The organism is uncultured Pedobacter sp., assembly GCF_913776295.1.
Lineage (GTDB): Bacteria > Bacteroidota > Bacteroidia > Sphingobacteriales > Sphingobacteriaceae > Pedobacter.
In genome coordinates this window covers 1-13,435 of record NZ_CAJYOJ010000075.1, presented here as the reverse complement: position 1 = coordinate 13,435, position 13,435 = coordinate 1, and the positions used below count along the sequence as shown (strand labels likewise).

The window sequence follows — 13,435 nt, the reverse complement described above, 5'->3', positions numbered from 1 at the left end:
TTTAAAAATCAGATCATAAGCGAAGGCTAATCATCATCATCTTTTTTCTTTTTTTCAAGAATCACAAAAGCGCTTCGTTTGGGAGCCGGCATTACTGATTGTTCACCTTTAACCGATTTCCATATTACTTCATTTAAATCTAAATCGGGGGCAGAATCTTCTTTCGCAAAATTGAACAGTTCAGAACGTCTGCTGCTTTCACTAACCGCCACATTTCTGGTGTCTAAATCAATAAGGGGCTGCAGTACATTGTACGGCGTAAAATCCGGCTTACTTGTAAAGCACTCATATAAGGGCATTGCTCCTGCATCATACTGGCTCATGGGTGGTAAACCTAAAATCAGTTCCATGGTACGCAGAAAGCCTGATGTAGAATACATGGTATGCACCGCCGCATTTCTTTTCACATAAGGGCCAATTACATAAGCCGGAGAACGGTGTGCATCTACATGATCTGGCCCGTTTTGTGCATCATCTTCTAAAATAAACACAACCGACTCGTTCCACACCTTACTGTGCGAAAGATGTTCAATGATTCTACCTACTGCCAGATCATTATCGGCAACCGCTGCCTGTGGCGAGTATTTTCCTTTCTTCTGGCCGCTGGTATGATCGTTAGAAATCCGTAAAGTACTAAACTGGGGCACCGCACCGGCTACCAGTAAAGAATCGAAATCGTGCTGCCAGGCATCTACACGCACCTGATCTTTAATATCCATATCAAAACCCGGAGAAGCCGGACACATATGCCCCTGTAACGATTTGATATTCGCTTTAGCGTAAGAACCAAACTCGCCATAACTGCGGTAACTGATTCCTGCCCGCTGGCAATAATCCCAGATAAAACCCCCTTTCGGGTAAGTTACCGGCCTGCCACCTTCAAAACTGGTACTCCCGCCACGGGCACCATAACTGGTTGGCCACGTTTTTTCTACCACATCTGTTGCGTAAGCTGCCATGCTCCAGTTATGCCCGTCGGCACTAACTTCGGCATCTACATAAAAGTTATCAAGCAATACGAAATTCTCTGCCAGAGCATGTTGGTTGGGTGTCACTTTACGCCCGAAAAGCGTTAATGTAGAATCTCCGTTGCCCTTTTTTAGGTCGCCCAATACTTGATCATACGTACGGTTTTCTTTAATAATATAAAACACATGTTTGATTGGTGATTTTTCACCTTGCTTTCTTGGAATCGGATTTCCGGCCTCCCCATCTGCAGTTATCGCTTTTTTGTCATTAAATGGTGTATTCGCATAAACTTGTTTCGTGTACACTTTTAATTGTTCGGGTTTGGGAAAATTTATAAAAGACAGCGTACCTTTAAACAAACCGGCAATGTATTGCAGCCTGCTGTTAGCCGTACTGCCCATGTGGTAATCGCTGTTATCCACCTTAGAAACGGGTTGAGGTCCTTTAGGGTTCGCCATTGAGGTATTTCCCTTACCGTTGGTTACCAAAATTTTATTACCCAATACCTTAACGCTCGTTGGATACCAACCTACCGGAATAAAACCCTGACTTAAGCTTACTCCAGGTTTGCTTACATCAAACACCGCTAAACAGTTGTTATCAGCATTGGCAATGTACAAGGTTTTCTCATTGGCACTTAAAGCCAAACCGTTAGTGGTAGAACCTGTTAACTGTGTGGCATAAAGCGTAGTAGAAATGGTTTCGATAACCTTGTTGTTTAGCGTATTTACCACTGAAACCGTATTATCGTTCGCATTGGCCACATACAGGATATTACCTTTTTTGTTAAATAAAAGCTCATTAGGATGGTCGCCTACCGGGATCTGCTGAATAATAGTTTCTGATTGCAGATCTACAACTGCCACTGCTTTTCCACCCCAAAGCGAAATATACAATTTACGCTCATCGGCTGCCAGTGTACAGCTATAGGCAATGGCAGGAAGTTGTAACCGTTTTAAAATCTTTTTTGCTTTCGGATCAATAATATACAGGGCGCTATCTTCTTTGGTAACAGTGAATAATTTACGGTTACTGCTATTTACCACAATACCGGCAGGACATATTTTACCCTTTGGCCAAACCGGCCCCAAAATAATGGTATCACTCCTGCCCAGTTTATTGTTTACAATATTAAAATCCAGAATCCAGTTATCGTTACCGCCTGATGCGTAGAGGTGTTTTTCATCTTTACTAAAAGCAATTCCGTACCAGGATTTGGCCATTACCTTTTCGTCAATAATTTGTTCGGTTTTAGGATCAATCAGTTGAAGCGATTGTGTACTCTGGCCGTTATTGGTAATGGCCAGGTATTTACCCGATGTGCTCAGCTGCATGTTTAAAGGCAAATCGCCCAATTGTATTGAATGCCCGGCCGGGCTCAATTTCCAACCATTAGGTAATAAAATTTGCTGTGTAGTTTCATTTTTACCAGGCCATTGTGCAAAACCACGCTGTACCAGCAAAAAAGCAACGAGAATAAGGATATATGATTTTTTCATTGAGTTGACTTATAAAACTTACCGGTGAAGATTAAAGTTTACCAGGGCCCTGATGTTATAACCATTGCCTGAGGCAATGTTACCGATTTCACGTATGGCTGCCGGAGAGCTGACCTGGCTCCTTGTAGCATAAAATACCGGACCACCTGAGAGGGTGAACGATAGTTTACCGTCCTTTGGTTCCAGATTAATAGAGGGGCCGATCATTAATTTTGCGCCACCCTCTGCTTCGTCCTTCTCCCAAAAGCCCTCCAGATCCTGACCAAGCGCCTCGAAACCCAGGAATAAGGAGTTTGAAACACGGTGCTGAAAACCAATACTGGTAATAAAATCGAGCTTATCGCGGCTGCGGCTAAAGGCTTTTTCGAAGCGTAAATTACCCGCCATACGCCAATTGGGTCGATCGAAGGCAGCTGTAATGCGGCTAATGGCCGACCCAATGCTAGACCAATCGCGGCTTAAACCCAAACCTGCCCCCAATCTAAAACCTGCAATTCCCTTTCCTCCTATCAGGTCGCGGATCAGTTCGGCCTGCTGTGCAGAAGCAACGCCCCCGCCATTGGCAAATCCCAATGCTGCCGTAGCATATAAGGTTAAACGATTACCCAAATATCCCTTAATTCCAAATTGCTGTCCTAAGCCATCATATCCAAATTGTCCGTTGGTACGTTGGCCGTAACTACCAGAATAATGAATATTCCAACGGGGGTTTTCTGCAGTAAGGGTGTTTAAAATAAACAAAAACGGCTGTGCTGCATCGTTGCCTGTCTTCAATTCCGGATTAACATTGGCTAAGCTCTGAGCCGAGCCCCGAAGTGCGAATGCAGCAAAAACAGCTGCAAAAATTATCTTTTTCATTTTAAATAATGAAGCGCTAGAATTGGGTTTCATTTAAAAAAGGCGATTGACTTGCATTTACCTGATAAGTATTAACCTTGTCATGCTCATCCACTTCCACAATGCGAAAACCTTTGTAGGCCGTGCCCCAGTTGCCACCTATGTGTGCATCAAAAAAATGTGGCAATTTACCGGTATAAAAAACCGCATCCAAACTATGGTCATGGCCATGAAATGCGGCTTTCACATTTGGATAGCTGTGCAGCAACTTAATGGTATCGGGGCACTCCACAAATGGACTCTCCGGCACCCAGAAATGTGGTGGGATATGTAATACCACAAATACCATTTTTAAATCTTTAAATTTATCCAGTTCCTGTTTTAAAAAATCGTTATCTGGACACTGATATGTTCCCTTAAGATCCGAAGTATTGGCAAGAACAAAACCAACTCCATTTTTTTCAAATGAAAAGTTATCTTCATAACCAAAAACCGATTTCCAGAGTGCCGTATCTGCGTGGTCATGATTACCAGGCACGGCATAAAAAGGAACTTTTAAACGATCATAATAATCCCTTTTTACTTCTTTCAATAATTCGGGCCTATCATGTACCAGATCGCCATTGATGATGACAAAATTCAGTGGATTTTGCTCATGCGAGGCATTCAGCCATTTTACCATATTTTCGTGATGAAGCCTATAATCAGTTCCCGGCTGCCCGTAGTGCCCGTCGGATGCGATTGCAAAACGAAGTTTTAATTTTTTTACAGGTTTGCTTGCCATACTACTTTCTTCAGCAAACGAAGGAAGAACTGGTGATAAACCGGCCACTACCACAGCAGCCAAACCATTTTTTAGAAAAAAATGCCTGTCAGACATAAGGATAAATGTGTTTGTATTAAAATCCAATATTAGTTTGGGCAAACTTCCTAAACATAAATTTAATGTTATGATTAAGTTAACGGAACCTATTTTGTGTATCAATTTTATAACGGAGAAAGTACTTTAATTGCGATGCATCACACAATCTTGATCCTCATAAAACAATTTGTCACTTGTGGGGATTATTCTAATATGAAATCACTTAAATCTTTACTAGCTGGCTTCGCAGGTGCTGCAGCCTTAAATATATTGCATGAAAGTGTTAGGCGGTTTGATCCTGGAGCACCAAGGATAGACCTATTGGGTAAGCAGGCGCTTTCCAAATCAATGGCCAATTTAAATCTTGATAGTCCGAAGGGCGACAATCTATATCTGGCAACCCTGGCGGGCGATATCATCAGCAATACCTTGTACTACAGCGCCATTGGCTTAGGAGATAAAAAGAACATTTATTTCAAAGGTGCAATAGCAGGTCTTACTGCCGGTTTGGGCGCAATAAGCATCCCAGATAAAGTCGGGTTAGATGATACGCCGGTTACTAAAACCGATAAAGCTAAAATATTAACGGTCACCTGGTACCTGATCGGTGGATTGGTAACGGCGGCAGTTTTTAAACATTTGAAAAAGGCTTAGGGTCATGAAAACTTACAGATCCCGGCTTTGGCTCTTTTTCATCGCGATGCTTGCATCAGGTATATTGTCATGCAAAACACGATCGGTTAATCTGTTTAAGGCCTCAAGTCCGCACGAGCAATATCAAAAAAAGTTGATAAATGTAGGGCTGGATAAAACAGCCATGGGGTCTGCATGGTTGAATGCAGCTAATTTGAGTACCCAAAAAGCATTAAATATTAACATCCCTTATAAAGAGAACGGTTATTTCGCTGCAGATAAGGTTCCTGCAACTGCTTATAAATTCAATGCAACCAAAGGGCAAAAGTTAAACATAAAGCTAAGCAAAAAGCCTTCAACCAATGCTTTGGTTTATATTGACGTTTGGTATAGTGTGGATCAAACCCAAAAACTCATTGCCTCTGCCGATACTTTAAATAATCCTATTAGCTTTGATATCGATGAAACAGGTTCCTATCTGATCAGGCTACAGCCGGAACTGTTGCAGAATGTAGCTTATGAATTAGAAATTACCGCTGGTCCGTCTCTTGCTTTCCCGATAAAATCAAAAAATACCAATAGCATCAAAAGTTATTGGGGAGATGGCAGGGATAATAATGCGAGGAAACATGAAGGCGTTGATATTTTTGGCAATTTCAGAACACCTGTTCTGGCCATCTCGGAAGGAACGGTGACACGCGTAAACGAAAATAACCTGGGTGGAAAAGTAGTTTGGGTGCGCCCGAAAGGTAAAGATTATACGTTATACTATGCCCATTTGGACGAACAGCTGGCCGTAGAAGGGCAGGATGTAAACATAGGTGATACCTTAGGCTTTATGGGTAATACCGGCAATGCGCGCAATACGCCAACCCATTTACATTTTGGAATTTACACCTTTAATGGAGCCGTAAACCCATTGCCTTTTATAGATCCTATAACCAAAACGCCGAGTGCCGTTACCGCTCCAATCAATAAATTGAATAAAACTTTAAGAACTATATCTGCCACCAAAATGTTATCCGCTCCGCAAAATAAAGCAACTGTTCTGGCTACATTGAATACAGGCACTATTGTAGAGGCATATGCAGCAACAGCAAATTATTATAAGGCAGAATTGCCTGATGGAAGCACGGGTTTTATTCAAAGCAATAGCCTTGTACAGGTAGCTGAACCTTTGAAAAAATTTAAGATCAATACACTTCAGCAAAAAGTTTATGATAAACCGGATAGTTTAGCAGCGCCTAAAATAACCTTAAAAGAAGGACAGACCGTAAACCTTTTAGGGATTTTCGGCAATTATCAACTCATTGGCAGTACAGATGCAGCAACCGGCTGGATTATAAAATAACAATCAATTGTTTCACGATCAGGTAAGCGGCCAGTGCATATAAAAATATGGCAATGGACTTATTAATGATCAGACTGCTCAGGGCAAATTTCTCCTGGATATAGGTGGCAAAATGGGCATATACATAAAGTGCCAGAGAAGATCCTACCCCCGAGCCTAAACTAAATATGACCAGTGAGAGGTAATCGGTCTGAATCCATTGGTGTAAAATGACATAATTACCAAAAAACAGCCAGAATGGAATCTGGACCGGGTTTAATACCCCCAAAATCAATCCATATAAAACGCTTCCACTACGCTTATCATCTTTTTTGCTACTGGTTTTCGGTGTTTTTTTTCTGTTTTTCCAGGTAATGGTTCCCATTACCAGAAACATCACAATCATAAAACAATCTACCAAAGTGCCCAAACGCACCTCGCTAACAGCCTCATTAGGGTTAATATCGCTCATTGCCCATCGGGCAAAGCGCATCATCCCGAAAGTAAAAAATACCTCTACACACGAAAAGGATAAGATAAAATACCAAACCTGCCGCATGCCTTTATTAATGGCAAGCTGGGCTACGGTAAGATTAATATTGCCGGGAGGAATATACCCCATGGCATTGAGAAGGATGCCGATTAAAAACGTTAGAAAAAGCATTGCCGAAATTATGGATTTAAATTTAAATGCGCAGCCAAATATTTTCCGGTATACGAGTTTTCTACTTTAACCAGTTCTTCAGGCACTCCTTCAAATACCAGATTGCCACCACCATCTCCCCCTTCAGGACCGATATCGATCACCCAATCGGCACATTTGATCATATCCATATTATGTTCGATCACCAAAATGGTATTGCCCTGCTCAATAAGTGTATTTAATGCTTTTAATAATTTTTTAATATCATGAAAGTGCAACCCGGTGGTCGGCTCATCAAAAATAAACACCGTTTTGTTTGCATTATTGCCTTTAATCAGAAATGAAGCCAACTTGATCCGCTGCGCCTCACCACCTGATAAAGTATTAGATGACTGGCCTAAATGCACGTAACCTAATCCAACATCAACCAATGGATTTAATTTATTCAGGATTTTTTGTTCCTCTTTAAAGAAATCAACAGCCTCATCAATGGTCATATCCAAAATTTCAGAAACATTTTTCTCTTTATAAGTAACATCCAACACTTGTTGTTTAAAGCGTTTACCGTTGCAAGCCTCGCAAGGCAGGTAAATATCAGCCATAAATTGCATTTCGATCTTCACCTCGCCCTCACCCTGACAAACGTCGCAACGCCCCCCCTCTACGTTAAAGGAGAAAGCAGCAGGTTTCAAGCCGGCGGCCTTTGCAGCAGGCAAGCCTGAGAAAAGTGCACGGATGTCATCCCAGGCTTTAACATAGGTAACCGGATTGGAGCGACTGGAACGGCCAATTGGGTTCTGATCTACCAGTTCTACCGCACTTACAAGGTCATAATTACCGAAAATACCATCGTATGCACCCGTCTGTTCACCGGCATAATTTCCGATGGCTTTTTGCAGCGCCGGATATAAAATCTTTTTCACCAAACTGGTTTTACCAGATCCGGAAACACCACTTACCGCGGTAAAAACGCCTAGCGGAAACTTAACATCTATACTTTTCAGGTTATTTTCCCTTGCTCCTTTAATCAGGATGTGATCTTTCCATTTACGGCGTTTCGCCGGAATAGCAATTTTCTCTGATCCAGAAAGATAACGACCTGTTAAGCTATGTTTATCTTTTAAAATCTCGTCATAGTTCCCACTAAAAACAAGGTTACCACCATGCGTACCTGCCTCCGGACCAATATCAATAATGTGATCAGCAGCACGCATCATTTCTTCTTCATGCTCCACCACTAATACGGTATTACCTACATTTCGGAGTGAAACCAACACCTCAATCAGTTTATTGGTATCCCTTGGATGCAGTCCAATACTGGGTTCGTCCAATACATAAACCGACCCAACCAGGCTACTGCCTAAGGATGTTGCCAGATTAATTCTTTGTGATTCTCCTCCAGATAAAGTATTCGATAAGCGGTTTAAGGTAAGGTAACCCAAACCCACATTGTTTAAATACAGGAAACGGTTATTGATCTCTGCCAGCAAACGTTTGGCAATTTTGGCATCGTTTACACTTAGTTTTAGTTCATTAAAGAAAACCAAAGCTTTCGATAAAGGCATCAGCACCACATCGATAATCGATTTTTCAGCTATTTTAACATAAGAGGCATCTTTACGCAAACGCGAACCCTTACAATCAGGACAGGTGGTTTTACCGCGATAACGCGACAGCATTACGCGATACTGGATTTTATAAGTCTGCTCTTCCAGTTCTTTGAAAAAAGCATCCAAACCAGCAAAATATTTATTTCCGGTCCAAAGTAACTGCTGTTCTTTTTCAGTAAGTGCACTATATGCGCGATGGATCGGAAAATCGAATTTGGGTGCGGCTTTAATAAAGTTTTGCAACCAGACGTTCATTTTTTCGCCACGCCATGGGGCAATGGCATTATCATAAACACTTTTGCTCTTATCAGGAATCACCAGATCTTCATCAATTCCAATAACGTTCCCGTATCCTTCACAGCGTTTACAGGCACCATAAGGGTTATTAAAGGAGAAAAAGTTTGGTGTAGGCTCTTCAAATTTTATTCCATCCAGTTCAAAACGATCGCTGAAATGTTTCGTTGTACCCTGAGCTTCTACATAACAATCTCCCTTGCCTTCAAAAAAAGCGGTTTGTGCAGAATCAGCCAGTCTACTCAATGTTTCCTCTTCCTGGTTGGTTACAATACGATCGATCAGAATCTGAACGGTTTTATCATCGGTAAGTTCTTCGTCCTTAAAATCGGCATCATCTAGAATAGTTTCTATCTTTTCTATTTTATCGTTAATCAGAACGCGTAAAAATCCTTTCTGTAATAAAATAGCCAACTCTTCTTTGATCGTACGGTTGTTATGTGGATATAGCGGACAAAAAATGGTTACCGTCGTATCTTCAGGCATGGCATTTACATAATCTACCACAGTGCTTACCGAATCCTTTCTTACTTCCTTGCCCGAAACCGGCGATATGGTTTTCCCTATGCGTGAGAAAAGCAATTTCAGGTAATCGTAAATTTCAGTTGAGGTACCAACCGTAGAGCGGGGATTGGATGTAATCACCTTCTGTTCGATGGCAATCGCCGGAGCAATACCTTTGATATAATCAACATCCGGTTTATTCATCCTGCCCATAAACTGGCGGGCGTATGATGACAAACTTTCTACATATCGGCGTTGTCCTTCTGCATATAAAGTATCAAATGCAAGCGAAGATTTACCCGAACCAGACATGCCCGTTACCACCACAAGTTTATTTTTGGGAATGGCAACATCGATGTTCTTTAGGTTGTGCACCCTTGCACCTTTTATGATAATATTTTTATGCGGATCTTTTTCGGCCTCTTTTTTGCTCATGTATGGTAACGAATATAAATATATAACCCCAGAATGTGGTTAGGGTTTTTGGAAGATACAAAAATAGGGTACTCAGACGGTTAATTTATTTTTTATCATTTTATTTTTTGTTTTTTGATAAAAAAATAACTTTCTTTGAACATTAACAACCTCAAAACCAAACTAACACATTTCAAAAAACATAGGAGACAAGCTATAGAAATTAAACATCTACAAATTAATTTTTAGCAAACAGTACGGGATTTAGTGTAGGTAAACCTATGAATTTACAATCATACAATGATCAGGACCTGGTAAAGGTATATATTGCCGGGAACGAGAATGGATTGCAGGAACTTCTTAAAAGACATAAAAGTAAAATTTATACCTCTATCTACTTATTGGTAAAAGACCAATATCTAGCTGAGGATATATTTCAGGATGCCTTTATTAAAGTGATCAATACGCTGCGATCGGGAAGATATAACGAGGAAGGTAAATTTTTACCCTGGGTAATGCGTATTGCGCACAACCTGGTTATCGATTATTTCAGAAGAGAAAAGAGAACGCCGATCATCACCAGTGCTGATGGAATGGATGTATTCAATATGCTACACTTTTATGATGAAAGTGCAGAAGATAAAATGCTTCGCGATCAAACCCATAAAGATCTGAAAGCCTTGATCCATTTACTGCCTGATGAGCAGAAAGAAGTACTCTTAATGCGCCATTACGCAGATTTAAGCTTTAAAGAGATCGCAGACTTAACCGATGTAAGCATCAATACAGCCTTGGGCCGTATGCGTTATGCATTGAGTAATTTGCGTAAGATGCTTAAAACAAAAGAAATGACCTACAAAGGGTAGTAAAAATGTTACATATTTTTTTTGCGGGTTTGAAATAAAGCATCTGAACTATCGTTAAGTTTATAAAACTTATCACATTTAGCTGCTTATGACAAAAACCTCTACATCAAAAAACAATGTAAATTTACCTACAGCCAACATGTTTCAGCCTAGAACTGACATCGAATCGGACGCAGAAATCGACTTATTTTATGATCAAATAAAAGGTAAGTTAGATAGACTTGCTAAAGATCCTCAAGAAGAAACCATCAATAAGATTTTAGCATACAGCAGGTCGTTATAAAAATTTGCAATGTAAAGAGGTTGTTCCACAGGGTGGGACGACCTTTTTTTATGGAAAAAGGAAAAGTGAGGTGGTTCATTGATCATTAGCTCATTAGTTATAGATCATTGGTTTATTAATTATTGGTTCATTTATTATTGCAAGCTTGCTGGATTATGGGTTAATAGTTCGTTGGAAAACGGCCTAACCAATAAGGGCATAAACTATTTGGCTCTCAACCATGAAGATTCAAGCGCACAAAAATTCAACCATGGTAATTAACTATTGCCTATCAACCATGAAACATCCTACCACCGCCTAGCTCTCCATCCTCCAACCCCATCTTCCGTCTGTTATAAATGTCCCAATTTTTACAAACACAACCATAAAAAGCCCTACCTTTGCATAGTGTAATTTTAACACTAAGGGCACTATGAACAAGAATTTACTACCACTTACTTTAGGCGGTTTGGGCATCGGAATCACTGAATTTGTAATGATGGGCCTGCTTCCCGATATTGCTAAAGATCTTAAAGTAACCATTCCGGAGGCCGGGCATTTAATTTCTGCTTATGCGTTAGGCGTGGTAATAGGCGCTCCCTTGTTGATTATGATTGCGGGTAAATATCCACCCAAAAAAATATTGATGGCCTTGATGATCATGTTTACGGTCTTCAATGCCTTTTCTGCATTTGCACCTACTTTCAACATTCTTTTTATCTCCAGGTTACTTTCCGGCTTGCCTCATGGGGCATTCTTCGGTGTCGGATCAGTAGTGGCCAGCAGAATAGCTGAAAAAGGGAAAGCAGCACAGGCTGTATCGCTGATGTTTATGGGCTTAACCATTGCTAACATCTTAGGCGTACCACTAGGCACTTTCATCGGCCACAATTTCTCCTGGCGTATATCTTTTGCTGTGGTGGTATTTGTGGGTTTGGTAACCTTATTAAGTTTAAAATTATGGTTACCTGCGTTAGAAGCAACAAAAAACAGAGATTTAAAAGCTGAATTAAGTTTCTTCAAAAAAAGAGACGCCTGGATCATTATTTTTATGATCTCTATCGGTACAGGCGGGTTATTTACCTGGTACAGTTACATTGCTCCATTAATGACAGACGTTGCAGGCTTTTCGCCAAACGCGGTAACTTATATATTAATGCTGGCGGGTTTGGGCATGATGTTCGGCAATTACGTTGGCGGCCGTTTGGCCGATAAATTTTCTCCAGCCAAAGCATCTGCAGCTTTATTGCTCACGATGGTGATTACCTTAACCATTGTTCATTTTGTATCGGCGAGCCAACCTTTGGCGTTAATCATGACTTTTATTACCGGCGCCGTCGCTTTCTCGCTGGCTGCCCCCATCCAGATGTTGATGATTCAAAGTGCCAAAGGTTCAGAAATGTTGGCGGCATCTGCCAGCCAGGCGAGTTTTAACATTGGTAATGCTTTGGGCGCTTTCTTTGGTGGACTTCCACTGGTTTATGGTTTCGATTATACCTCACCGGCTTATGTGGGTGCAGCTATGGCTTTGGTGGGCGCATTATTCGCCTTCTGGCTCATCAAAAGCAATCAAGGTGCATCAGAAAAGATTAAAGTACCAGCTACTTCTTTTCACTAACCGACTTTCTTTTTCGGAAAACAAAAGGTGTACATTTTTAAATCTTCAGTATTGTTCATTATAGTACCGACTTTATGCGGGGAGCTGCCATTCCATTAGGTTTAGATCCGAAGCGCTGTGCCGTTAAGAACTCGTTTTTCTGATTTGTACATCTTAATTGTTTTTTCGAACAAAAGATCAAGATTAATCTTGTTTGAACTAAGGTTTAAGCCACGAGCTTTGTGGTTTAACGATAAGGCGAGCATTGTTGTATGCCATCTTAAGCGTTAGGCAGGTTCTTGCTGTATAAGTCGATTCATTTAATGCATGAACAACAAGGGCCAAATCAGGATTAGGCGAGCCTGCAGTTAAACATAATGGTAATAGCAGCTGAATTTTATTATCATAATATTGAGGAATAGCTATTTTGTAATTTGTTCTAACCTTCTTTTTAACATCATCAATTGCTCCAAAAAGTTGTCTTCTTATTTCATCATCATGAGCTGACTGAAGATGAGACGGGAATCTAGATAAATTATCGCTAATGATATGATCTATATCTGGTATCAAATTGCATTTCGGATTAAAAATCAAGGCTGCAGGTTTTTCAAAATAATTAGCTATTTCAGGTAGGCTATTAGAAAAGTGAGTTAAAATTTGATTGTCACTATTTTTCAGAAAACCCTTAAAGAAATATGGTGTACTGAATCCATTTCTCTGATTTTTATATTCTTCAAAAAATGCAATGATTTCTTCCAGATTGGAAGTTACAAGCCCAGTATTAAATGCAGCGTACCTATTGTTCGAAGTAAAGCAAATTTTTCCTTCTGATTTTAATTTCCTAAAAGTATGCTCAAGATAATTTTTGAGAATCTGATAACTTTTTAAAGTTGAATCTGAAAAATCCCAACTTTCTGGATCAGCAATGTTATCAGCTAAATCTCGGATTTTTTCATCGTATGAAGGAAAGAAAGCGAATTTAAATAACTGGATCAAGCAAAAAAGTTGGGGGGCTGGGATTAAATTTTTAGTTTAGCCTTTTTTAGCAGAACTGCCTTGGAGACCGAACTACTTAAATTATTATTACCTACTGATCTTATAGCTCAATTTGAACT

At 40.4% G+C, this 13,435-nt stretch carries 10 protein-coding genes; 4 read left to right on the top strand and 6 right to left on the bottom strand.

Annotated features, from left to right (window positions below; translation table 11 throughout):
* Nucleotides 1–26: 26 nt before the first annotated feature.
* From QZ738_RS17020 to QZ738_RS17010, 3 genes are read right to left on the bottom strand one after another with little or no spacing between them, the layout of a single operon-like run.
* Nucleotides 27–2,468, bottom strand: coding sequence for a bifunctional YncE family protein/alkaline phosphatase family protein (locus tag QZ738_RS17020; protein WP_293788933.1), 2,442 nt, complete (start codon nucleotides 2,466–2,468; stop codon nucleotides 27–29).
* 18 nt (nucleotides 2,469–2,486) lie between these two features.
* On the bottom strand, nucleotides 2,487–3,326 hold the full coding sequence (locus QZ738_RS17015; protein ID WP_293788932.1) for a hypothetical protein: 840 nt from the start codon (nucleotides 3,324–3,326) through the stop codon (nucleotides 2,487–2,489).
* A 16-nt stretch (nucleotides 3,327–3,342) separates the two neighbouring features.
* Nucleotides 3,343–4,185, bottom strand: a complete 843-nt coding sequence (locus QZ738_RS17010) for a metallophosphoesterase (protein ID WP_293788931.1) — start codon at nucleotides 4,183–4,185, stop codon at nucleotides 3,343–3,345.
* A 195-nt stretch (nucleotides 4,186–4,380) separates the two neighbouring features.
* Between QZ738_RS17010 and QZ738_RS17005 the strand changes: the two genes are divergently transcribed.
* Both QZ738_RS17005 and QZ738_RS17000 read left to right on the top strand, forming a co-directional pair.
* Entirely contained in the window at nucleotides 4,381–4,821 is a 441-nt protein-coding gene (locus tag QZ738_RS17005; RefSeq protein ID WP_293788930.1) for a hypothetical protein, read from the top strand.
* Between the two features lie 4 nt (nucleotides 4,822–4,825).
* A complete protein-coding gene (locus QZ738_RS17000) occupies nucleotides 4,826–6,151 on the top strand; it encodes a M23 family metallopeptidase (RefSeq protein WP_293788929.1) in 1,326 nt (441 codons plus the stop codon).
* Here QZ738_RS17000 and QZ738_RS16995 read toward each other — a convergent pair.
* Nucleotides 6,141–6,794, bottom strand: a complete 654-nt coding sequence (locus tag QZ738_RS16995) for a LysE family transporter (RefSeq protein ID WP_293788928.1) — start codon at nucleotides 6,792–6,794, stop codon at nucleotides 6,141–6,143. The genes QZ738_RS17000 and QZ738_RS16995 overlap by 11 nt on opposite strands.
* Nucleotides 6,795–6,802: 8 nt before the next feature.
* Nucleotides 6,803–9,616, bottom strand: coding sequence for an excinuclease ABC subunit UvrA (gene uvrA, locus QZ738_RS16990; RefSeq protein WP_293788927.1), 2,814 nt, complete (start codon nucleotides 9,614–9,616; stop codon nucleotides 6,803–6,805).
* A 260-nt stretch (nucleotides 9,617–9,876) separates the two neighbouring features.
* Here uvrA and QZ738_RS16985 point away from each other — a divergent pair, with 260 nt between their 5' ends.
* On the top strand, nucleotides 9,877–10,461 hold the full coding sequence (locus QZ738_RS16985) for a sigma-70 family RNA polymerase sigma factor (RefSeq protein ID WP_293788926.1): 585 nt from the start codon (nucleotides 9,877–9,879) through the stop codon (nucleotides 10,459–10,461).
* Between the two features lie 695 nt (nucleotides 10,462–11,156).
* Nucleotides 11,157–12,341, top strand: coding sequence for an MFS transporter (locus QZ738_RS16980; protein WP_293788925.1), 1,185 nt, complete (start codon nucleotides 11,157–11,159; stop codon nucleotides 12,339–12,341).
* A gap of 198 nt (nucleotides 12,342–12,539) precedes the next feature.
* On the opposite strand, the gene QZ738_RS16975 is transcribed toward QZ738_RS16980, so the two are convergent.
* Entirely contained in the window at nucleotides 12,540–13,316 is a 777-nt protein-coding gene (locus QZ738_RS16975; protein ID WP_293788924.1) for a DUF3825 domain-containing protein, read from the bottom strand.
* Nucleotides 13,317–13,435 lie beyond the last annotated feature (119 nt).

Coding starts and splice junctions, on each gene's coding strand:
- QZ738_RS17020 (WP_293788933.1), bottom strand. CDS start 2,468: ATGAAAAAATCATATATCCTTATTCTCGTTGCTTTTTTGCTGGTACAG.
- QZ738_RS17015 (WP_293788932.1), bottom strand. CDS start 3,326: ATGAAAAAGATAATTTTTGCAGCTGTTTTTGCTGCATTCGCACTTCGG.
- QZ738_RS17010 (WP_293788931.1), bottom strand. CDS start 4,185: ATGTCTGACAGGCATTTTTTTCTAAAAAATGGTTTGGCTGCTGTGGTA.
- QZ738_RS17005 (WP_293788930.1), top strand. CDS start 4,381: ATGAAATCACTTAAATCTTTACTAGCTGGCTTCGCAGGTGCTGCAGCC.
- QZ738_RS17000 (WP_293788929.1), top strand. CDS start 4,826: ATGAAAACTTACAGATCCCGGCTTTGGCTCTTTTTCATCGCGATGCTT.
- QZ738_RS16995 (WP_293788928.1), bottom strand. CDS start 6,794: ATGCTTTTTCTAACGTTTTTAATCGGCATCCTTCTCAATGCCATGGGG.
- uvrA (WP_293788927.1), bottom strand. CDS start 9,616: ATGAGCAAAAAAGAGGCCGAAAAAGATCCGCATAAAAATATTATCATA.
- QZ738_RS16985 (WP_293788926.1), top strand. CDS start 9,877: ATGAATTTACAATCATACAATGATCAGGACCTGGTAAAGGTATATATT.
- QZ738_RS16980 (WP_293788925.1), top strand. CDS start 11,157: ATGAACAAGAATTTACTACCACTTACTTTAGGCGGTTTGGGCATCGGA.